At 44.8% G+C, this 20,343-nt stretch carries 22 protein-coding genes; 5 read left to right on the top strand and 17 right to left on the bottom strand.

The window, feature by feature from the left end; translation table 11 throughout:
• Positions 1–35 precede the first annotated feature (35 nt).
• Entirely contained in the window at positions 36–1,676 is a 1,641-nt protein-coding gene (locus ACKA06_RS07235; protein WP_214874185.1) for a M20/M25/M40 family metallo-hydrolase, read from the bottom strand.
• Positions 1,677–1,873: 197 nt separating this feature from the next.
• Between ACKA06_RS07235 and ACKA06_RS07240 the strand changes: the two genes are divergently transcribed.
• On the top strand, positions 1,874–3,175 hold the full coding sequence (locus ACKA06_RS07240; protein ID WP_197670582.1) for an NCS2 family permease: 1,302 nt from the start codon (positions 1,874–1,876) through the stop codon (positions 3,173–3,175).
• A gap of 183 nt (positions 3,176–3,358) precedes the next feature.
• Here ACKA06_RS07240 and ACKA06_RS07245 read toward each other — a convergent pair whose 3' ends face one another.
• The 3 genes from ACKA06_RS07245 to ACKA06_RS07255 all read right to left on the bottom strand — a co-directional run bounded on the left by ACKA06_RS07245 (position 3,359) and on the right by ACKA06_RS07255 (position 5,245).
• A complete protein-coding gene (locus tag ACKA06_RS07245) occupies positions 3,359–3,913 on the bottom strand; it encodes a histidine phosphatase family protein (protein WP_032089349.1) in 555 nt (184 codons plus the stop codon).
• Between the two features lie 16 nt (positions 3,914–3,929).
• A complete protein-coding gene (locus ACKA06_RS07250; RefSeq protein ID WP_411159352.1) occupies positions 3,930–4,133 on the bottom strand; it encodes a DUF2614 family zinc ribbon-containing protein in 204 nt (67 codons plus the stop codon).
• Positions 4,134–4,195: 62 nt separating this feature from the next.
• Positions 4,196–5,245 carry a tetratricopeptide repeat protein gene (locus ACKA06_RS07255; RefSeq protein WP_411159353.1) on the bottom strand — a complete coding sequence of 350 codons (1,050 nt, stop codon included), beginning with the start codon at positions 5,243–5,245 and terminating at the stop codon, positions 4,196–4,198.
• Positions 5,246–5,486: 241 nt separating this feature from the next.
• Here ACKA06_RS07255 and ACKA06_RS07260 point away from each other — a divergent pair, with 241 nt between their 5' ends.
• From ACKA06_RS07260 to ACKA06_RS07270, 3 genes are all read left to right on the top strand, one after another.
• Positions 5,487–6,434: an L-lactate dehydrogenase gene (locus ACKA06_RS07260; RefSeq protein WP_411159354.1), complete on the top strand. Its 948-nt coding sequence runs from the start codon at positions 5,487–5,489 to the stop codon at positions 6,432–6,434.
• A 91-nt stretch (positions 6,435–6,525) separates the two neighbouring features.
• The gene (locus ACKA06_RS07265; protein WP_411159355.1) at positions 6,526–6,921 is read left to right on the top strand and encodes a collagen-like protein; all 396 of its coding nucleotides are present in this window, start codon (positions 6,526–6,528) and stop codon (positions 6,919–6,921) included.
• 3 nt (positions 6,922–6,924) lie between these two features.
• Positions 6,925–7,593 (top strand): SIMPL domain-containing protein, encoded by a 669-nt coding sequence (locus ACKA06_RS07270; protein ID WP_198258373.1) that lies wholly within the window; start codon positions 6,925–6,927, stop codon positions 7,591–7,593.
• A gap of 51 nt (positions 7,594–7,644) precedes the next feature.
• On the opposite strand, the gene proC is transcribed toward ACKA06_RS07270, so the two are convergent.
• The 13 genes from proC to queG all read right to left on the bottom strand — a co-directional run bounded on the left by proC (position 7,645) and on the right by queG (position 19,164).
• Complete coding sequence (gene proC / locus ACKA06_RS07275) at positions 7,645–8,451, bottom strand: pyrroline-5-carboxylate reductase (RefSeq protein ID WP_214873782.1); 807 nt, start codon at positions 8,449–8,451, stop codon at positions 7,645–7,647.
• Between the two features lie 111 nt (positions 8,452–8,562).
• Positions 8,563–8,766 (bottom strand): hypothetical protein, encoded by a 204-nt coding sequence (locus tag ACKA06_RS07280; RefSeq protein WP_032089353.1) that lies wholly within the window; start codon positions 8,764–8,766, stop codon positions 8,563–8,565.
• A gap of 4 nt (positions 8,767–8,770) precedes the next feature.
• Positions 8,771–9,787, bottom strand: a complete 1,017-nt coding sequence (locus tag ACKA06_RS07285) for a phosphotransferase enzyme family protein (protein ID WP_411159356.1) — start codon at positions 9,785–9,787, stop codon at positions 8,771–8,773.
• A 21-nt stretch (positions 9,788–9,808) separates the two neighbouring features.
• The gene (locus tag ACKA06_RS07290; protein ID WP_032089355.1) at positions 9,809–10,108 is read right to left on the bottom strand and encodes a YciI family protein; all 300 of its coding nucleotides are present in this window, start codon (positions 10,106–10,108) and stop codon (positions 9,809–9,811) included.
• A 134-nt stretch (positions 10,109–10,242) separates the two neighbouring features.
• Positions 10,243–10,734: an STAS domain-containing protein gene (locus tag ACKA06_RS07295; RefSeq protein ID WP_032089356.1), complete on the bottom strand. Its 492-nt coding sequence runs from the start codon at positions 10,732–10,734 to the stop codon at positions 10,243–10,245.
• A 191-nt stretch (positions 10,735–10,925) separates the two neighbouring features.
• Positions 10,926–12,086, bottom strand: coding sequence for a sporulation protein YhbH (gene yhbH / locus ACKA06_RS07300; RefSeq protein ID WP_411159365.1), 1,161 nt, complete (start codon positions 12,084–12,086; stop codon positions 10,926–10,928).
• A 375-nt stretch (positions 12,087–12,461) separates the two neighbouring features.
• Entirely contained in the window at positions 12,462–12,632 is a 171-nt protein-coding gene (locus ACKA06_RS07305) for a multidrug ABC transporter ATPase (protein ID WP_411159357.1), read from the bottom strand.
• An 87-nt stretch (positions 12,633–12,719) separates the two neighbouring features.
• Positions 12,720–12,914, bottom strand: a complete 195-nt coding sequence (locus tag ACKA06_RS07310) for a hypothetical protein (protein WP_032089358.1) — start codon at positions 12,912–12,914, stop codon at positions 12,720–12,722.
• Between the two features lie 331 nt (positions 12,915–13,245).
• A complete protein-coding gene (locus ACKA06_RS07315) occupies positions 13,246–15,141 on the bottom strand; it encodes a PrkA family serine protein kinase (RefSeq protein ID WP_032089359.1) in 1,896 nt (631 codons plus the stop codon).
• A 526-nt stretch (positions 15,142–15,667) separates the two neighbouring features.
• Positions 15,668–16,417 (bottom strand): oxygen-insensitive NADPH nitroreductase, encoded by a 750-nt coding sequence (gene nfsA / locus ACKA06_RS07320; RefSeq protein WP_214873776.1) that lies wholly within the window; start codon positions 16,415–16,417, stop codon positions 15,668–15,670.
• Positions 16,418–16,502: 85 nt separating this feature from the next.
• Complete coding sequence (gene trmL, locus ACKA06_RS07325) at positions 16,503–16,991, bottom strand: tRNA (uridine(34)/cytosine(34)/5-carboxymethylaminomethyluridine(34)-2'-O)-methyltransferase TrmL (protein ID WP_032089361.1); 489 nt, start codon at positions 16,989–16,991, stop codon at positions 16,503–16,505.
• Positions 16,992–17,055: 64 nt separating this feature from the next.
• Positions 17,056–17,931 carry an amidase domain-containing protein gene (locus ACKA06_RS07330; RefSeq protein ID WP_318293702.1) on the bottom strand — a complete coding sequence of 292 codons (876 nt, stop codon included), beginning with the start codon at positions 17,929–17,931 and terminating at the stop codon, positions 17,056–17,058.
• An 84-nt stretch (positions 17,932–18,015) separates the two neighbouring features.
• Positions 18,016–19,164: a tRNA epoxyqueuosine(34) reductase QueG gene (gene queG / locus ACKA06_RS07335; protein ID WP_411159358.1), complete on the bottom strand. Its 1,149-nt coding sequence runs from the start codon at positions 19,162–19,164 to the stop codon at positions 18,016–18,018.
• A gap of 104 nt (positions 19,165–19,268) precedes the next feature.
• Here queG and ACKA06_RS07340 point away from each other — a divergent pair, with 104 nt between their 5' ends.
• Positions 19,269–19,940 (top strand): B3/B4 domain-containing protein, encoded by a 672-nt coding sequence (locus ACKA06_RS07340; RefSeq protein ID WP_198258377.1) that lies wholly within the window; start codon positions 19,269–19,271, stop codon positions 19,938–19,940.
• Positions 19,941–20,343: the final 403 nt, after the last annotated feature.

A 20,343-nucleotide genomic window follows, 5' to 3' on the forward strand; every position in this document is an offset into this window, starting at 1 on the left:
AAGCCGCATTGCTATGGCAGCGATGCGGCTCTTTTTTATATATTCAATAAATCCTTTGTTACTCTCTGGATGATCTCCGGCAGCACGGAGAAAGTGTATGGTTTATAGACACGTTCCGTCCACTGATGACCGTCTTTACCATAGACGCCGATATTGATGGAAGGAATGTTCAGCTTCCTGATTGTTTCGATCGGGACAGGATAGAGATCGTCAATCATCGGCAGATTCTTCGTGATGACCTCTATATCTTCATCCTCCTCGTGCAGGGAGAGAAAACTGCCGTCTGCAAGATAAGGGAAAAAGCGTTTTACTACGAATTCTTCCCCTGTCTCATGTGAAATTTGATTCAGACAGCCCTCCAGGATATCCTTCACTTTCTTACCGTACTCATTTTCTTCATTTAAATAGTTATGCGGCAGAAATGGCGGAGCGAAGAAAATGATGACTCTCGGTGTCCGGTCCGGGTCGAGAAGCTGAAGCGCTTCAACCATTTTGTAAGCAATCGTCCGTCGATCCACCCCTTCATGCCTGCGAAAAACTTCCTCCATGACGGGATCCGGATCAAGCCCCCGCTCCTTCAACCAGAAAATATATTCCCTCAGCGTCAGAACATCCACATGCCAGGACAGCTCTCTTTCAGGAAAACCGTGATAGGTACGGTAGTGCTCGTACTGTTCCCTGCTCTTCATTTCAAGCTGTTCCACCGCTTTTATGGCTGCTTTTTTCATAACGTATAAAACGTCCCTGGCCGTTTTTTCATAAACAAAGTAATTGAAATAAATCGATGTACTCAGCGGTGTCTGCACATTATATGCCGTCTTATCGTCTTTAAAATACAGACAGGACGGCGGGAGGGTGAATTCACCCGGAATTTTCTCTACGAAATCAAGATTCTGATTAATTTCCAAATTGATTTTAGAAGCGATTGCCGTCGGGTCGATCGACGTCAATACGTCACCGACATGCGCTTCCCTTCCATAGATGTAGAAGCCCGGCAGAAATTTACCCGCCGCCCCGGTGTATATATATCTCTTGCAATCCCCATCATAAATAGGTGAAATGAAATCGGTATTGACGGCCGCCAGATAGTCGAAGCCTTCTCCTTTCAGCCTGTCGAGTTCGGACAAGGCTGCAATCAGTCCTGCATGCTCACTTTCCTCATCCCCATTGAACAGGAACAGAAGATTTCCCTTAGGGAGCTCCTTTTGTTCGGAAAAATAAAGCAGATTGGCCAGGTGGACGGCAATCCCGCTTTGCATATCAAGCGATCCCCTTCCGAACAGCCAATTGCCCGAACGGGCATCTTCCCTCACTATGTCTTCCCCTTCATAGTCCATAAAGAATTTCTGGAGGAAATCGGGATCATGGGCCATGTCCTGCAGGGCACCGTAATCATCCGTGCCGACTGTGTCATAATGTGCATGGAATAATAAAGTTTTTGCCGATTCCCCTTCTAGGAGCGCAAAGACATTCTGCCTGCCGATTCCGTCATTGGGGACCTTTTGCATCCAGACTTTATCAGGATGCTTCTGGAAATAAGGAAATGACCGGATAATTTCATATATATAATGAGCTTTCCTGCTTTCGCCGGCTGTACCATTATAACTTTCAAGAGCGACTAGTGATCGTGTGATGTGGTCGATCTGTTCGGAGATCGGTTTGTTTTGCAGTTTCATATACACGTTAACACCGCTCCTTTCCCTTCAAATTAATCTCTGTAATTGAGACCATCTTATCGAAAAAGCCATCTATTTGGAAGGGGTTTCAAAATAATTTTTTTATTCTTTTTTAGTTAAACTATTGAATTTCACCCTAATACCGAATATTATATTATTTGTGTGTTTTTAATGTTCGTTTTTATGGAGGTTTTTACATGTTTAAATTACAAGAGAACGGCACTACCCCTAAAACAGAAATATTGGCGGGTTTGACAACGTTCTTGACCATGGTATATATCGTGATCGTCAATCCGATCATCCTGGCAGATGCCGGTGTACCGTTTGATCAGGTATTCCTGGCTACGATTATTTCAGCTGTCGCAGGTACGCTGTGGATGGCGTTATTTGCAAACTATCCGATTGCGATTGCTCCGGGTATGGGATTGAATGCTTACTTCACTTATTCGGTTGTCGGAGCCAATGCCGATATTTCTTATGTGGTAGCATTTTCTGCCGTATTTGTAGCAGGTATCGTATTTGTCATTCTTTCATTGACGCCATTCCGTGCTAAATTAATCGAGGCGATCCCCCAGAATCTGAAACACGGGATCACCGCTGGTATCGGCCTGTTCATCGCCTTCATCGGCTTAAGACTGACTGGACTGATCGAAGCTCATCCTACCAATTTAGTAAAGCTCGGGGATCTGCATTCACATTCTGCGCTCCTTGCCCTTGCAGGATTGGCTGTGACGCTTGTGCTTATGGTGCTGAACGTACATGGAGCACTATTCATCGGAATGATTGTGACAGCTTTCATTGCCTATTTCACAGGTGACCTTTCTTTTGACAAAGGGATCTTCGCCATCCCTCATCTTCCGGAAGGACTGATCATCAGCAATCCGGTCACCGCTTTTGCAGATGTGGTTCAATACGGTTTGTATGCAGTCGTATTCTCCTTCCTGCTTGTGACCATATTTGATACGACCGGCACGATGATCGGGGTTGCCCAGCAGGCTGGTCTGATGAAGGGCAATCAATTGCCAAGGGCGCGTGAAGCACTGCTTGCAGACTCTGTGGCAACGACGATCGGGGCCATGTTCGGTACAAGTCCGACTTCAGCTTATATCGAGTCTTCCGCCGGTGTTTCCGCAGGAGGACGGACAGGGTTGACGACGCTGACGGTATCGATTCTATTCATTGTTTCCGCCTTCTTCGGCCCGCTCGTAAGCGCGGTTTCCGGGATATCGGCCATTACGGCCCCTGCTCTCATCATTGTCGGAAGTTTGATGATGGGAAGCATCTCCCATATTAAATGGGATGAGCTGGACGAAGCGTTCCCTGCTTTCCTGATCATCCTGAGCATGCCTCTGACATCAAGCATCGCGACTGGGATTGCGCTTGGATTCATCTCCTATCCACTGTTGAAAGTGGTTAAAGGACAATGGAGGCAGGTACATCCGCTTGTATATATCTTTGCGGTATTATTTTTCTATCAATTGGCGTTCCTGCCGCATTAAATAGAATCGCGATTAATACTTTTTAAAGCTCTGCAAGGAGTCTACGTCTTGCACTCCAATCAAACGCTGTAAAAATCTAAAAAACCCGAACTAAATTACCTGCTAATAGGTATATTAGTTCGGGTTTTACTTTGATAAGAAACGCTTTTGTATCGGCTTCTTTATTTGTCTTCAGCTTGCCTTTTAATCCAGCACTCTTTCCACTCCGAGCAGAGATTTTCCTTCAAAGGTAAGTTTATAGATATCAGGCATTTCAAGCTTCTGCCAGAATTCAATGTCATATTGAGGATCGAAGTGGTTCATGATGAGGACCATGATGTTGCCGTGTGTGCCGATTGCTACGTTTTTGCCTTCATATCTTTCCAAGATTTCAAGGAAATCTTGTATACCCCTTTTCTGGGCTTCTCTGTTGGATTCACCCCCGGGGAAAGAAAATTCAGGTTCCTTCCACACTTTCAGGATGGCCTGCGAAAAGTCTTCCACTGGTTCACCGGAAAGCTGTCTTTCTTTCAAATCTTCATAGATATCGATTTTTTTATTGAAAAAGGAGGCTGTGCCCTCTACTGTTTCAATGGCCCTTTTATATGGGCTTGAACAGACCGCATGGAGATTCTTGTCTTTCAGGATGCCCGTAACCCGGGCTGCATCGCGTTTTCCTCTTTCGGAGAGCGGCCTCTCCAGCTCCTCCGGGGTATAGACAGAATGGGCGTGTCGGACAAAATAGATGGTGGTTGGCATGTTTTCACTTCTTTTCTTAGAAACTTGTATAACAATGTGAGCACTCCTGAGCTCTCTTCTGCCGTTTCGTCAGTCTGCGGCAATTGGGGCATTCTACTTCTTTACTATGAAGATCCAGCCCCTTATTGCCGTGAAGCCATCTTAGATAAGATTTATTAATCAGGTAAACCGTAAAGCCGAGCATGGTACCGGTGATAACTAGTATTAAAGTCAGCCCCAAGAAGACCCCTCCTATCATTGTTAGTAAATAATACGAAATCAAAGAAGAAAGGTTTCATCTTTTTACTGTTCCCATACCCTATCGAGCTGCCCGGCATAAAATTCAATCGCTTTCCGGTAAGACTGAATGGTTTTGTCTGCAGAGGTTTCTGCCAATAAGTTCAGTAGAATTCCCATAGCCTCACTATGCTCGTTAGTATTGTGTAATGTCATACTGTAAAAGAGTTTGAGGGCATTGTGATCCGGGAACCTTTCCATCCCATTCAATAGAACCTGTTTTGCATGTTCATATTCGCCCAATGTACGGTAGGTGCTGCCGAGCCCCAGGTATGCCCCCTGGAGTTCGCTTTCATTTAAACCGAGCGTTATAGCTTTTTCATAATATGGGATTGCCTCTCTTTCCTTTCCGAGGGCATCATGGCTCCAGGCACATTGATAATGAATGCCGGCATTACGAGGTTCTTTCTCTATCAACATTTTAAAAAGCTCTATCGAAGCCTGGATATTCCCCCCATCCCTAAGTTTGATACCTTGTTTTATCCTCTCTTCAACCGATTCAGCCCATATCTTTTTCTTCTCCGGCCTATACTCGACGAGCCAGGCATCATGCCAGTCTCCTTCATGAAGTTCATTTTGCGGCAGGATCTTAACTTTTCTGTAGCCGCATTTTTCGTAGCATTTTATGGCACGTTCATTCCAAACCATTGGGTCCATGACGAGGCGGTCGGCACCTTTTGTTTCAATCAGGTATTTTTTCACCTCATTGATCATCAACGTTCCGATACCCTGATTCCATAGGGCGAATTCACCGATGAACTGATCGGTCCCGTAAATGACCTCCTGTGATTGGCTGTATCCATATTTATCTTGCTCTTCCTCATCTATGGGATAATATTGAAGATACCCTATCTCCCGGTCTTCAAAAGTCACGATGCATCTGGATACGGGTGGGCTCCCTTTCATAAATTTCTCTTCAACCATTTCCAGGGTAAAAGGACGGTCCCTTCCCTCATAAAATTGAAGCACCTCAGGATCGGACAGCCATTTCTTTATGATATATTTATCTTCTTCTTTAATGGGGCGGATTTTAATGCGGCCATTGGTTCGTTCCATTACTGACACCTCTTTCTTCATGTATATATTCACTGAACAGAGGCAGAAATCCTTCAGACTGCATTTTTTGACAATCGTGTGAAAGGTTCATTGTTTTCTTCTGTTTAAGTATTTTCTTCATTGGTTAGAAGTAGAATATGGTAGACTTTCATGTTATCATTAGTTTGTGAAATGATTCACAAATATTTAATTCCCAATCAAATTATTTAAAACTTCCTAAACGTTAGGTGTGTGATGAAGAATGACAATCAAATGTACAAACAAGGTGGCCCTTATCGGCACTGGATTTGTCGGCTCAAGCTATGCTTTTGCCCTATTGAATCAGGGGATTGCCCATGAACTCGTGTTAATCGATATGAATAAGGATAAAGCGGACGGGGACGCCCGCGATCTTAATCACGGTCTTGCATTCGAGTCCCCTATGAAGATCCACGCCGGTGATTACAGTGATTGTCAGGACGCGGACCTTGTGGTGATCACGGCGGGAGCGAATCAAAAGCCTGGTGAAACCCGCCTTGATTTAGTAGAGAAAAACATAAAGATTTTTAAAGGGATCGTGGATCAGGTAATGGCGAGCGGATTTAACGGGATTTTCCTTGTTGCCACAAACCCTGTCGATATCCTTACTTATGCAACCTGGAAATTCTCCGGACTTCCGAAAGAAAGGGTCATCGGTTCCGGGACAATTCTGGATACGGCCAGGCTCCGCTACCTGGTCGGGGAACACTTTGACATCGACACCCGGAATATTCATGCATATATTATGGGTGAACACGGCGATACAGAATTTCCGGTATGGAGCCATACTACAATCGGTGCAAGCCATTTAAGCGAATTGATTGATATGGAGAATGAGGATATCCAAAATAAGTTAGATGAAATTTTCCTCAATGTAAGGGATGCAGCTTATCACATCATTGAACGGAAAGGTGCAACTTATTACGGAATCGCGATGGGACTTGCCCGCATCACCCGGGCAATTTTCAATAATGAGAACAGCATCCTCACCGTTTCATCCCTTCTCCAGGGAGAATACGGCCAGGATGACGTTTATATCGGTGTCCCGGCGATCATCAACCGTGAAGGGGTCCGTAAAGTGGTAGAGCTTCCGCTGAATGAAAAAGAACGGCAGCAATTCGAACACTCATCAGGGACATTAAAAAAGGTTATGGAGACAGCTTTTAGCTGAAAAGAGATCCCTTCCCGGTAACTGATAGACACGCACGCCCAGATATCCTCCTCATAGACTATGGTGAATCCGTTTATGAGGAGGTTTTTCCATGTACGACGATAGACAACTATTCCCTGGATTCCCCGGTTTTCCAGGAGGAAGCCCCGGCAGCGGTTTCCCTGGCGGTCCGCCAAGCGCACCGCCGCCAGGAGGAGCGCCGGGCGGGGGGAATCAGGGGAGTCAGCAGCCTCCGCCGGGACCTCCGCCGAACTTCACACCGCAGATGACTGCAGCGCAGGGCGGGCCGAGCGTGTGGGCTGTAGATCCCGGTGCAATCCGGCGCTGCCTGTTCCGCTACACGTATATTTGGCTGCGAAGAGATCAATTCTGGTTTTATCCTGTATTTATCGGCCGGCGATCCATTGCAGGATGGAGATGGATCGGATGGAGATGGGTGTACTTCGGAATTGACTTGGATAACATCCAGTCCTTCACATGTGTGTAGGCGATGACGATGTACTCGTACCCTTCTTATTTTCGAACAGGTGCAGAAAACAGATCAGGAACAATCAGGGTCACCGGGGAGCATACAATCTATGTAGACCCTGATCAGGCAATTATTTCGATCGGTATCGTTACAAAGAGCGAGGACCTTGAAGAGGCACAGGACCAAAACCGGCAAATTTCCAGCCGGGTTGTGCAATCACTGAGAGGGAATGGGATTCCTGAAAAGGACATCCAGACGTCGGGCTATCAGATTTTCCCACAATATAATTACGAAGACGGAAAGCAGGTCTTTACAGGTTATGAGGTACGGCATGTTTTCAGGATCACCGTGAACAATGTAGACACTCTCGGGAAAATCATCGATGATGCCATAAAGAGCGGCGCGAATCGTGTTGAAAATATTCAGTTTGTAAATTCTGCCCCTGCCGCTGCCTACAGGCAGGCGCTCGCTTCTGCTTATCAAAAAGCATATGAGAAAGCGCGCACACTGGCGGGTCAATCTCATCAGCAATTGAACCCTTATCCTAAATCCATTACGGAGCATGGGGTTTTTGCCGAAACGGTATTTGCCCCCGCTGCCTTCGTTAAAGCTGCTGAAGAAAGCACCAGCCTGCAGCCCGGCCAGATCGGGGTGACCGCTTCCCTTACAGCAGAATTCCGTACGAATTAAACAAAGCCCGTCCATCCCTGCTTAAGCAATGGAGAAACGGGCTTTGTTTTTTTATCCGCCTAACGATGTCGATTTTCTTCCGCATGCTTCCATGGCGGCCAAAATGGAGCCTTTGAATCCATTTTTCTCAAGGGCAGCAACTGCTTCAATCGTAGCGCCGCCGGGAGAGCAGACAGCATCTTTCAATTCACCTGGATGTGTGCCTGTCTCCAGCACCATTTTGGCAGCACCGAGAACAGCCTGCGCTGCCATTTTGTACGCTTGTTTTCTTGGAATCCCTTGAAGGACCGCGCCATCTGCGAGTGCTTCAATGAACATGAATACATAGGCAGGGGAAGATCCGCTGACCGCAGGGATCGCATCCATCAAACTCTCTTCAACCGACTCAGCTTTCCCGAAGCTTCCTAATATGGTGTAAACCTCATTCAATTCCTTGTGGGTCAGCCGGTCATTCACACAATAAGCCGTCATTCCTTCCCCTACCAAAGAAGGGGTATTTGGCATCGTACGCACAACCTTGACCGCTTTGCCAAACCGGGCTTCCATCCAGTCCAGGGTGATCCCGGCAGCAATCGTCACGATGATGACATCTTCTTTTATTTCATCTTTTATTTCTGCAATAACCTTCTCATACTGGTCCGGTTTGATGGAAAGGAATAAAACATCCGAGAAACCTGCTACAGCCAGGTTATCCTCTGTACATTCAACCTGAAATTTTTTCTCGACTTCCTTACGTGTTGCAGCCGTCCTCGCACTTGTCATGACGGCACTTCTATCAACTATGTCAGCCTTCAGGATTCCGCCTAATATGGCCTGGGCCATATTGCCGCAGCCGATGAATCCAATCGTTTTCTCCAATGAGCTTCACCTCTGTCTTTCACTTTTGTCTTTTAGAATCATACCAGACTTTCTTCTCTCCGTAAAAAAAGACCCTGAAGCGCTCATTGCCGCAGGGTCTAAGCGATTTTCCTATTCTGTCAGCTTTCCACAATGGGGACACAGCGTTTTCTTATACTCTTTCGGCAGTTTTTTATGACAGTGTGCACAGGTCTTGATGTATTGCGGCTGATCAAACAGATCCTGGGATAAGCCGTACCCGCTTTTAAAGGTTTTCCTTGTCAGCCGGACGAGAAGACCGATCACGCCACCCGTCACCAGCAGTGCCCAAATCATCCCTTTATCCTTTCGCCTGTGTGAGAATTGCCTGGTAATCAAGACTCACAATCGGTTCATCGTTCAACAGCCTTTCTTTCAATCCTGACAGCAATGACTCCTCGGCTTCTGATAAATTGGTCAGATCCCATTTTTTATGGAAAACCGAGTAAAGGGTAAAATCCCTCAATGATAAAAATGAAGGAAGACGGGCAATCATTTTTTCATCAACTGAATTCTCTTCGAGGTATCCATTTAGAAAAGCTTTTAAAAACGTCTCTCCAAATTCGGATCTCTCCCGAAGATTCCCTTTTCCATGTTTCCACCATACAGAATAATAGAGGGGTATTGCTAAATCACTCATGAAGAAGAACTGCATGCTGTCATCAAAGTCAAACACGTGCATCTCTCCATCATGATAAAAAAAGTTGCCTGAGTGGATATCAGAATGGATGATACCGAAGATTTCCGGGGTCTCATCCAGCTTTTGCAGCTCCTTTTTGTTCTTTTCTGCTTTCTCAATAATCACAGCGTCTTCTTGAGTAAGGTACTTTGAATAGCTGAGTATATCATCTTCGTCCCAGCGTTCCCTCTGGTATTCCCCAGCTTTATATTCTTTCGTGAGCCTGTGCATTTTCCCGGTTACCCTACCCCATTCTTTAAACAGGGCTTCATCAAACAGGGGATCATTGACCCTCACCGGTTTTCCGGGTGCTTTATCAAATAAACATACATAAAAGCAGGTATCGCCTGCTTCCAGCTTTTCTACTAATCTTCCTTCACGTGAACGATTGGCAAGTGAGACATTCACACCGTTTTCATGCAGATAATTCACCCATCTCAGTTCAGCTTCAACATCGATGCCTGACCGGTGTGAACTGTGAGTCAATCTTAATATGTAAGGCGTATCTCCTTTATGCACCTCATATACATAGTTTTCAAAGTCTCCAAGCTTCTTTGCCCTGGAAGCTTCGCATCCGAATTTCCCGGCCGCTTTTTCCAGGAGTTCCACACTGAATAATTCTTCTATCCATTTTTCCATCTTTATTCTCCTTACACGTGATTATTCCTTCAGCAATGCAACCCGGTACGGGTATAACTCGCCTGTCATGATTCCATTTTTCACAGCCGGATCTTCCTTCATAAATTCTTCGGCCTCTTCTTCATTTTCCGCTTCAAACACAACAATACCAAAGGCATGTTCTTCCTCATTCAATGTTCTGCCGGCTAAGATGACTGTACCTTGGTCTCTGAACTTCTTTAGTCTTTCGAAATGTGCCGTTACGAAATTTTCATCTTCAGCAGTCCAATTTTCTTGTTTAAATAAGCGCGGAATCAGCTTTAATACATAGATATATTCCATGAAACCCCTCTTTATTTTTATTTTTTTACATTGCTATAATTCGACTTCCATGTTCCAATCTCCTTTTATTCTTACTTTTGGAAAACCCGGCTGGTGGAGTACAAATAAAAAAACCAACCCCTTGGGCTGGCCGATTAATCATTGATACTTTGAAATGTAATTCCTTTTTGTTTCATTAAATATTGAAGAGCCGTCCTGAATGAAAGGAAGCTTTTCACTTCCAGGATCTGCTGCACACCGGAATTCACTATGATCTGCGTAAGGGACGGGTTGAACCCGACAAAAATGACTTCTATACCCATCAGGGAAATGGCTCTTGCCATATTTTCGATATATGTGCCGAACACTTCCAATTCACAGATCTCTTTTTCTGTAATGGCAGAGAAGTCTATGATGATCGTATTGATCTCCTCCTGGTAAGAGACGTTCAGGATCCTTGTGATGATCATCTCGAAACGCTCTGGTAAAAGGCGGCCGGTAATCGGGACAAGAATGGTTTCAGGGACGATGGATGGTATGATGGGAGCTGAGATATCCTTGATTAATTCCTCAGATTCTTCCAGTCGTTTTTTCAGTCTGGCGATTTCATCTTTTAGCTCATGGATTTGCGTTGATTCGTTTATCATTCTAAACCTCACCATATCTATATATTTTAGGCCCGTTTAAAACATCACCCTTAAAAGAGCCATATTAAACTAGAAATAATACTCCTATCCCCATTTTAGCATCAAACCTTTGCAAAAGAGTACTGTTTTTTTACAGGTAACGGAACATCATCCTCAAAAAGCTAAAAACCAGCCTTTCCGGCTGGTTTTTATCACGCGTATGCTTTTTCTTCTTCTTTCTTGAAGAAGCTTCTCATGGCATGGAATACATCGGCTTTTTGCTTGAGGATATAATAACGGAAGTCTTCATTCTTGATGTTTTTGTAAGCGGACATGAGGGTTGAGTGACGGTTATACTGATTAACTTCACCATATCCAAACATGCTGGATACCTTCATTAACTCTTCAACAAGCTTGACGCAGCGTACATTGTCAGAAGTTAAATTGTCTCCATCCGAGAAATGGAAAGGATAAATGTTGTAACGTGATGGGTTGTATTTCTCATCAACAAGTTCCAGCGCTTTTCTGTAGGCTGATGAACAAATCGTCCCGCCGCTTTCTCCTTTTGAGAAGAAATGTTCTTCCGAGACGACCTTCGCTTCAGTATGGTGAGCAATGAACTCAATTTCTACGGTCTCATATTTCGTCCTTAAGAACCGCGTCATCCAGAAAAAGAAACTTCTGGCCATATACTTTTCCCAAACGCCCATACTTCCGCTTGTATCCATCATCGCTAAAACGACTGCTTTGGATTCAGGCTTCAATACTTCATTCCACGTTCTGAATTTCAAATCTTCGGTTATAATCGGATGAAAACTCGGGGCACCTTTCATGGCATTCCTCTTAAATGCAGACATCATCGTTTTCTTCTTATCAATATTCCCCATAAGTCCCGTTTTACGAATATCATTGAATTCAATATGTTCCACGGTCTGGACATCCTGCTCTTTCCTTTTCAGGTTCGGAAGTTCCAACTGACTGAATAGCGCATCCTCAATTTCCATAAGGGACACTTCTGCTTCATAATAGTCTTCTCCTGCTTTATCTCCTGCTCCCTGCCCTTTCCCGGGACCTTTTTGCTGTTGGGAACCATCTCTGGCAATTACATCTCCAACTTGACTGTCGCCGTCTCCCTGTCCTGCATGTTTGTTTTTATCGTAGTTGTAACGTATTTTATACTCATCTAACGAACGGATCGGAATTTTGACGACATCACGGCCATTGGACATAATGATGTTTTCTTCAGTGATCAGATCAGGTAAATTATTTCTTATTGCATCCTGTACTTTCTCTTGATGTCTTTGCTGATCATCGTGACCTTTGCGGTGGAGGGCCCAATCTTCCTTGGAAATGACAAACTGATGATTATCCATTTGGCTCAAACTTTTTCCCTCCTTAAAAAATTTTTTCACACTTTTTCTTTACGGTGCATACACTATGTTGACTGCCTAATCTACTGACAATTTCCCCTTTAAAAAGGATGAATCGGGGATTACTCTATCCTATGCAGAAGTATCGATAAATTTACAAATAATTTCGACAATTAAAGGTTCTTTTTGAAATTGGACGAGCCTGTTTTTTATGGAAATGAATAGCTTGATATATTTATAAATCTTCCCTCCATATGTAAGTTGAGAAAATAGATTCAATGACTACTTTATTCGTAAGTCTCCTATTATATTCGGCTGAGCACGCCTCTATGCGGATACATAAAAAATAACCAGGTGTTTTCCCCTGGTCAGTTCATCTTAATCCTCTTCGTATTGAGCCGGATCTTGTATTCGGTTATTGCTCTTCAATTCTCCGCTGGAACGCAATTTCTCCATTTGCTTTCCCAACTTGATCAGTTCCTCCATATTGGAGGCCATGGTTCCGTTAAAAGGTACCGGTTCTTCATGAGGCTGAGGTTTTGAAGGCATGCCCTTCACCTGCTTTCCTATGAGAGATGGTCCCGGCTCTATCTATCTACATTGTATTTTATTCTGATTTTTCTGTCAATATTTCCGCTATTTATCTTTTTCTTTATATTGAACAGGATCTGGTTGTTTGTCGTCTTCTTTCAATTCCTCGTTCGTACGGAGCCTGTCCATCTGCTTTCCGAGCTGCTCCATCTCTTCCATGTCATGGGCCATGGATCCGTTGTCCGGTTCATAGTTTTTATCGAGTTCCTGTTTTTTGTCCACTTCTTGTTTTTTGGTCATTGTGTATCACCTCTTATCTTACATTTCCCTTCTCCTTTAGATAATAAACAATCCCCTTCTTAAACTCCGCTAATGATTTCCGTGCAAGACTACGCTTTCCGCGGGTAGCCCGTGAGCCTCCTCGGCAAGCCTGCGGGGTCTCACATAAGCTACTCTTCCCGCAGGAGTCTTCGTCTTGCACTCCAATCAACCGCTGGAAAGAGCTGAAACTTAATTGTACATACTAACAAAACTAAAAACCCGAACTAATTTGCATTTTAAGAGGCAAATTAGTTCGGGTTTACTTAGACTAAAACCTTTATGTCCTAGTCTTGTTCTTTGCATCGAGTTGTTATCTGTTCAGCAGGCTTCCGACGTAGCGGAGCAGTTCGTTGGCTGATGTTGAGTTGTAGCCGTGCTCGTCGATGAGGCGGGCGACGACTTCGTTGACTTTTTTGAGCTGCTGTTCATCCGGCGTCTTGGTGGATGTGGTGATCTTGACGACATCCTTCAGGTCGGCAAACAGCTTTTTCTGGATTGCTTCACGGAGGCGGTCGTGTGAATTATAGTCGAACCGCTTTCCTTTGCGCGCATAGGCCGAGATGCGGATCAAGATCTCTTCACGGAACGCTTTTTTCGCATTTTCAGAAATGCCGATTTGCTCCTCGATCGACCTCATAAGCTTTTCATCCGGATTGATTTCTTCACCGGTCAGTGGATCATGAAGCTTCGCTTTGTTGCAGTAAGCCTCGACATTATCCAGGTAATTGTCCATAAGCGTTTTAGCTGATTCTTCATATGAATACACAAATGCTTTCTGAACTTCTTTCTTCGCAATGTCATCGTATTCTTTTCTGGCAAGCGAAATGAAATTCAGATATCTTTCCCTAAGCTCATTTGTTATGGATGGATGCTGATCCAAACCTTCCTTAAGGGCCCTCAGGACATCAAGCGCGTTAATGGTCGGTATCTCTTTACGAATGATCGTAGATGAAATCCGATTGATCACATAACGCGGATCGATTCCGCTCATTCCCTCATCCTGGTATTCTTTCTTCATTTCATCGACATCTGCGGAGTTGAAGCCCTCCACACTTTCCCCGTCGTACAGCCGCATTTTCTTGATCAGGTCAATGTCGCCGCGCTTCGGTTCTTTCAACCGGGTCAAGATGGTGAACATCGCTGCGACGCGCATCGTATGCGGCGCAACGTGGACGTTCGAGACGTCACTTTCCCCGATCATCTTTTCATAAATCTTCTCTTCCTGGGTCACTTTCAGATTATATGGAACCGGCATTACGATGATACGCGAGTGCAATGCCTCGTTTTTCTTATTAGAAATGAATGACCGGTACTCTGTTTCATTGGTATGCGCCACGATCAGCTCATCCGCAGAAATCAGTGCAAATCGTCCCGCTTTAAAATTCCCTTCCTGAGTGAGGGATAATAAGTGCCATAAGAATTTCTCGTCACACTTCAGCATTTCCTGGAACTCCATCAGCCCGCGGTTTGCTTTATTCAGCTCACCATCAAAACGGTAGGCACGCGGATCTGATTCGGAACCGTATTCAGCGATCGTCGAGAAGTCGATGCTTCCCGTCAAATCGGCAATATCCTGGGACTTCGGATCGGATGGGCTGAACGTACCGATTCCGACACGTTTGTCTTCCGAGAAGAAGACCCTCTCTACCTGGACATCCTCGATCCTTCCCTGATACTCCTGTTCAAGCCTCATTGTATTCAGCGGTGAAAGATTCCCTTCGATACGGATGCCGTATTCCTTATGGAAATCCTCACGTAAATGCTGAGGGATCAAATGAAGCGGATCTTCATGCATCGGACATCCCTTTATGGCAAAAATAGCTCCCCTGTCTGTCCGGGAATACTGTTCCAAACCGCGTTTCAGCATGGATACAAGCGTCGATTTACCTCCACTGACCGGCCCCATCAACAACAGAATCCTCTTTCTGACATCCAGCCGTTTCGCAGCAGGATGAAAATATTCTTCTACAAGTCTTTCCAGCGCCTCTTCTAAGCCAAATAACTGATTGCTGAAGAATTTATATCGTCGTTTCCCATCTACTTCTTCGACTCCAGCATCCTTGATCATATTGTAGACTCTAGAGTGAGCTGATTGACCAATCCAAGGCTTTTCCTTCAACAATTCCAGGTACTGAGCAAACGTCCCTTCCCATTTCAGTTTCACTTCTTCTTCGCGGTAATGTTCAACTTTTTTTAAAATATCCATATGGACCTCCCCCTGTCGCTTAATGAGAGACGATTAATATACTGTATGCGCTTGTTCACTCTAAAATGTTAAGAAGTTCTGATTAATCTCCCTTTTGAAGTTAATGAATTTGTAACAAAAATATTCCACTTTCATTCACAACTTTGAAAAAATAGGCTATACTAAAGACAGACTGTGGAATATGAAACTGGAGGTTTACCAATTATGGGTACAATCATTATTTTAGGTGTGACTGCGGCATTCCTTACAGCAATCTTCACTGCTGGATATAACGACAAGCCAGGTTCAAACTAAGTTACAAAAAACCCCGGGAAAGCTCACGCTTTCCCGGGGTTTTTTGATCGAAACACTCAATTATGGGCAAACAGTCGCTTAAACAAGTAGAGAACCAGTAGATAAAGACGTTTACTTTTAAAAGTTGTTTATTTTCAGCCTCGACGTATTTGTTTTCAACTTCATGGAACTTATTTTCAACTTTCCCTGTTTTGTTTCCAACTTCACAAACGGTCTGCAATTAGATCACAGATTATCGCTTATCAAACCCGCGCCTCTGGACGAATTCCTTCATATACATTCTCTTCTTCCCTGACAGCATCTTCGCCATCTGACCGGTCCATCGGTCGGATCGTTTGCCGCCGGTGCGCTCATGATAATAGGAAGAAATCGTTTCATCATAACGGTCGAGTTCAGCTCTCATTCCTGCTTCATCAGCATTATACCCATCTTCATGATAGACGGCCCCCATCGGGAGGCGCGGCTTGACGCTTGAATCCCCCGCCGGATATCCTACTGCCAGTCCGAATAGCGGAATCACACGATCTGGAAGCTCCAGCACTTCACTCACTGCTTCCAAATCGTTGCGGATGCCCCCAATATAGCAGATGCCCATCCCCATTGATTCGGCTGCAATCGAAGCGTTCTGGGCGGCAAGTGAGGCATCGATCAGTGCCACCATGAATTTCTCTGTACTTTCCAATGAGTGGATCACATCAGAATTTTCCCATCTTCCGATATTCTCATGCCTGTACAAGTCCGCACAGAACACGAAGAAGTGGCCATTCTCCTCTACATAGCTCTGATTGCCTGCAATCTCGGCCAGTTTTTTCTTTTTAACGGGATCCTTCACACCGATGATGGTGTATGCCTGAATATAGCTCGACGTACTTGCTGCCTGTGCGCTTTGGACGATGGTCCGTATCTGCTCGTCGGACAGCGCCTCATTTTTAAACTGACGGACCGAACGATGATTTAAGATGGTCTCAATTGTCTGGTTCATTATGTACTCCTCCTAACTTCATTACCTATAGTATAAGCCAATTAAAAAAAGGAATGAAAATCATTTGATTCTCATTCCTCCCTTATCATTTCGGCAATTCCCTATGAAGACCCGGATAATCACGCTGCCTTAAGGCTTCATAAATCAGGATGGCAGCCGTATTTGAGAGGTTCAGTGAACGGACATTTTCATTCATTGGAATCCTCAGGGCACGATCCAGGTTATTTTGGATCACGTCATCCGGCAGTCCCGTCGTTTCCCTTCCGAAGATGAAGTAATAGTCCTTATCTTCGACACTGTAATCAAAATTCGAGTGCGGGATCTTTCCATATTTGGTCAGGTAGAAGAACTCGCCGCCTTCATTCTTCTCAAAAAATTCATCAAGCGAATCATAGTAAACGATATTTACATATTGCCAATAATCGAGCCCTGCCCGCTTCAACATTTTATCATCTGTTGAAAACCCAAGTGGACGGATCAAATGCAGCGTCGTATCGGTGGCTGCACACGTCCTTGCGATATTTCCCGTATTTGCCGGGATCTCTGGTTGATATAGTACGACATGTACTCCCATGTATGTCACCTCATTCATAAAACTCTATGTGACATTATACCATTTATCAGCGGGAGGACAACACTTAACGATCATCCACTATCGTGTAAAACTTATATTTGATGTTTGGTGTGTACGCTGTGGAATCTTCATACTTCCAATACCTCATCCTGCTGTTGAAGGTATGAGCATTGACAAGAGGCATGCCGTCAGCATCACGGCCTGTGACGATCGTCGTATGATCGAAGCGCCCGTCTCCTTCGAAATCATAGCAGATGACGTCACCCAGCTTCAGTTTATGCGGACCCTCTGCCTCCCTGGCCCTCAGTCCGATTGTGGACTGGGGCAGATGCAGCCGCATCGAATTTGCCACCGTCCAGCTATAGCTCCACCTGTTGTTCCTCATCCACCACCCTTTTCCCTGCGAAGGGTATCCCCTCATCGGTGCATCACCGGCATGCAGGCACTGAGAAATATAATTCGTACAGTCATTCTCGAACTTCCGGTAAGCGGGATTGTACGTATTCCACCATTTCTCTGCATATTGAACAGCCTTTAGCCGATTGTACTGATATGTGACCCTTTCACCGTCCTCGTCCGTGAGGGAATTTTCTTCAGTGGTAACTGCCTGATCAACCGCTGCTGTCTCTTCTTCATCACTGTAAATCCGTCCGTCATAATACACCGCCCGCCGATTTTCCACTTCTTCTTCCAAATAAATGAACGATCCTTGTTTCACTAAATATTTATAATGAACATCATACAGGACTGTCTGGGTTTCATCGGGTTGTGTGGATACCTCTTTTACTTTACCTTCCGCTTCCACTTTGACGATTTCCGCATGCCTGTTTTCGCACGATTCTTTCTTCCGCTTTACTTTATCATGCTGAAAATGGGACAGTCCCCTCGTTGTATATTCACTGATAACATCGTTGATCGTATCCATCAGCAATTTTCTGATCATCGTCTTCCCTCCTCTTTTCATTTCTATGAGGGAAACGCCTTTTTCACAACAAAAAAGGATAAATCCAACCTTCCATTGGATTTATCCTTTTCCCGCATCAGGTGCAAGCATCCGCATGCCCTTTTCAATTTCAGCCAAGACCTCGTCATCTGTTTCAACCGACTGATTTGCCAGTAATGCTTTTTCCGCTTCGGCTCCACCGATTTTCCCGAGAGCCCACGCAGCGGTGCCGCGCATGACCGGTCGAACATCGTTTTTCATCACATTTATCAAATCTTCAACAGCAGTCTCGTCTTTGTAATGAGCAAGCGCAAGGATGGCATTCCGCTGAATCGGCTTCTTTCCTCTCCATGAACCGGAAACGTGACCGTACTTTTCCTTGAATTCACGGTTGCTGATCGTGAGCAGCGGTTTTAACAAAGGCTTCGCAATTTCCGGATCCGGCTCCATTTCTTGATGGAAATGAAAGTCCTTCCCTTTATTTTCGGGACAGACGGTCTGGCAGGTATCACAGCCGTACAGCCGGTTTCCAAGCTTCACCCGGTATTCATCGGCAAGGAAACCTTTTGTCTGCGTTAAAAAAGCGATGCATTTCTGTGCATCCAGCTGTCCGCCTTCGATCAAAGCCCCTGTCGGACAGACATCCACACATTTATTGCATGTCCCGCACTGATCCTCCATCGGTTCATCCGGTTCAAAAGGAAGATTCGTCACCATTTCCCCAAGATACACATAGGAACCGAATTCAGGGGTGATGATAGAACAATTCTTTCCGCTCCATCCGATCCCCGCACGTTCGGCAACAGCACGGTCCACAAGTTCTCCTGTATCGACCATCGACTTAAAGCGGGCCTCCGGAATGCGTGAAACGATATAATCTTCCAATTTAGCAAGACGGTCCCGCAGCACATGATGGTAATCAGCACCCCATGAAGCCCTGCAGAAAATGCCTCGCCGTTCTCCGCGCTTGCTTTGAGGGGCATCCTTCATCCTGGAAGGATAGGCAAGGGCAATGGCGATGATCGATTTGGGTCCGTCGAATATAAGGGATGGATCGACCCGTTTCTCGATATCCTTTTCTTCAAAGCCTGATTGATAACCAAGCATCTCCTGCCGGATCAGCCTGTTTTTCATTTCAGAAAAGGTATTGGCAGTAGTGAATCCAATTTTATCTATACCGATTTCCTTGCTGTATTCTATGATATCCTGCTTCAGTTGATCAAAATCCATTGCAATTGCCTCCTTTCCTTATATATAAATGTATTGAATTCTTATAAATGATTACAGCCGATTATTATGATAAACTATTTCAAACGAAATGTGGAGGAAAAATAATGGAAATCACCATACATTCATCAATTACTTCAGCTGTACCCGGTTTCAAAGCCGGGGTCATTCATTACCATGATATCGAAGTCGGCGATTCTCCTCAAATGCTGAAGGGAAGGCTTCAGTTATTTCAAGAATCCATTTTCTTCGAACTTCAGGATAAGAACGTTACTGACATTGAGGGTGTAGCTGAATGGCGGGACGCATTCAAAATGACGGGAAAAGATCCGAACCGCTACCGCCACTCTGCTGAAGCCCTTTACCGGCGGGTAAAAAAGCAAAACTATCTTTCGACAATCAACTCGGCCATCGATCTGAATAACTTTTTCTCTTTACAGTATGAAGTACCGATCGGGATCTATGATCTGGATAAGCTCAAGGGAGGTTCGATTGTGTTAAGAGTCGGGCAGTCCGGAGAAACCTATACTGGACTGAACGGGCGGGAAAATTCATTGGAGAACCTGATCATTGCTGAAGATGAGTCCGGACCATTCGGCAGTCCGTTCGTTGACTCGAATCGTGCACCCGTTGGGGATGAGACTAGAAATGCAGTACAAATCATTTTCTTGAAGCCTTCCCTCCCTGTAGAAGAAGGCGGGAAACTGACGAAATCGCTGATGGATATGTTCGTCGGCATTCATGGCGGCGAAGGTACTTATGAAGTGGTTGGGGGATAGCCCTGTTTTTTGCAAAAAGATGAAGATGATTAACCCGGATCCCATTCGAATGATGGGTTTCGGGTTATTTTTTATGGGATTGGTTGTTTTTACGCTGCTGGAGTCACCATCTAGATATGTGCCGTAGAGGTAGGGGCTTTTATACTGACCAATACCACATAGAAGTGGGGATTGGAGGCTGATTAGACCGTGATTCTTTTAATTTGCAGAGTTAGAGGCGTTTATGTAGGTCAAATTCACGTATATTAGAGTGTACGGCGCTGATCAAAACGTGAATTCTTTTAATTTGACTATTTCGGGGCTTTTATAATGGACAAATTCACATATATTCGAGCGTACGTCGCTGATTAAATCATGAATCTTTTAGTTTGACCCATTAATCTTCGAAAAAAGCCATTTATTC

Source organism: Rossellomorea oryzaecorticis, assembly GCF_045897515.1.
In the GTDB taxonomy this organism is placed as follows: domain Bacteria; phylum Bacillota; class Bacilli; order Bacillales; family Bacillaceae_B; genus Rossellomorea; species Rossellomorea enclensis.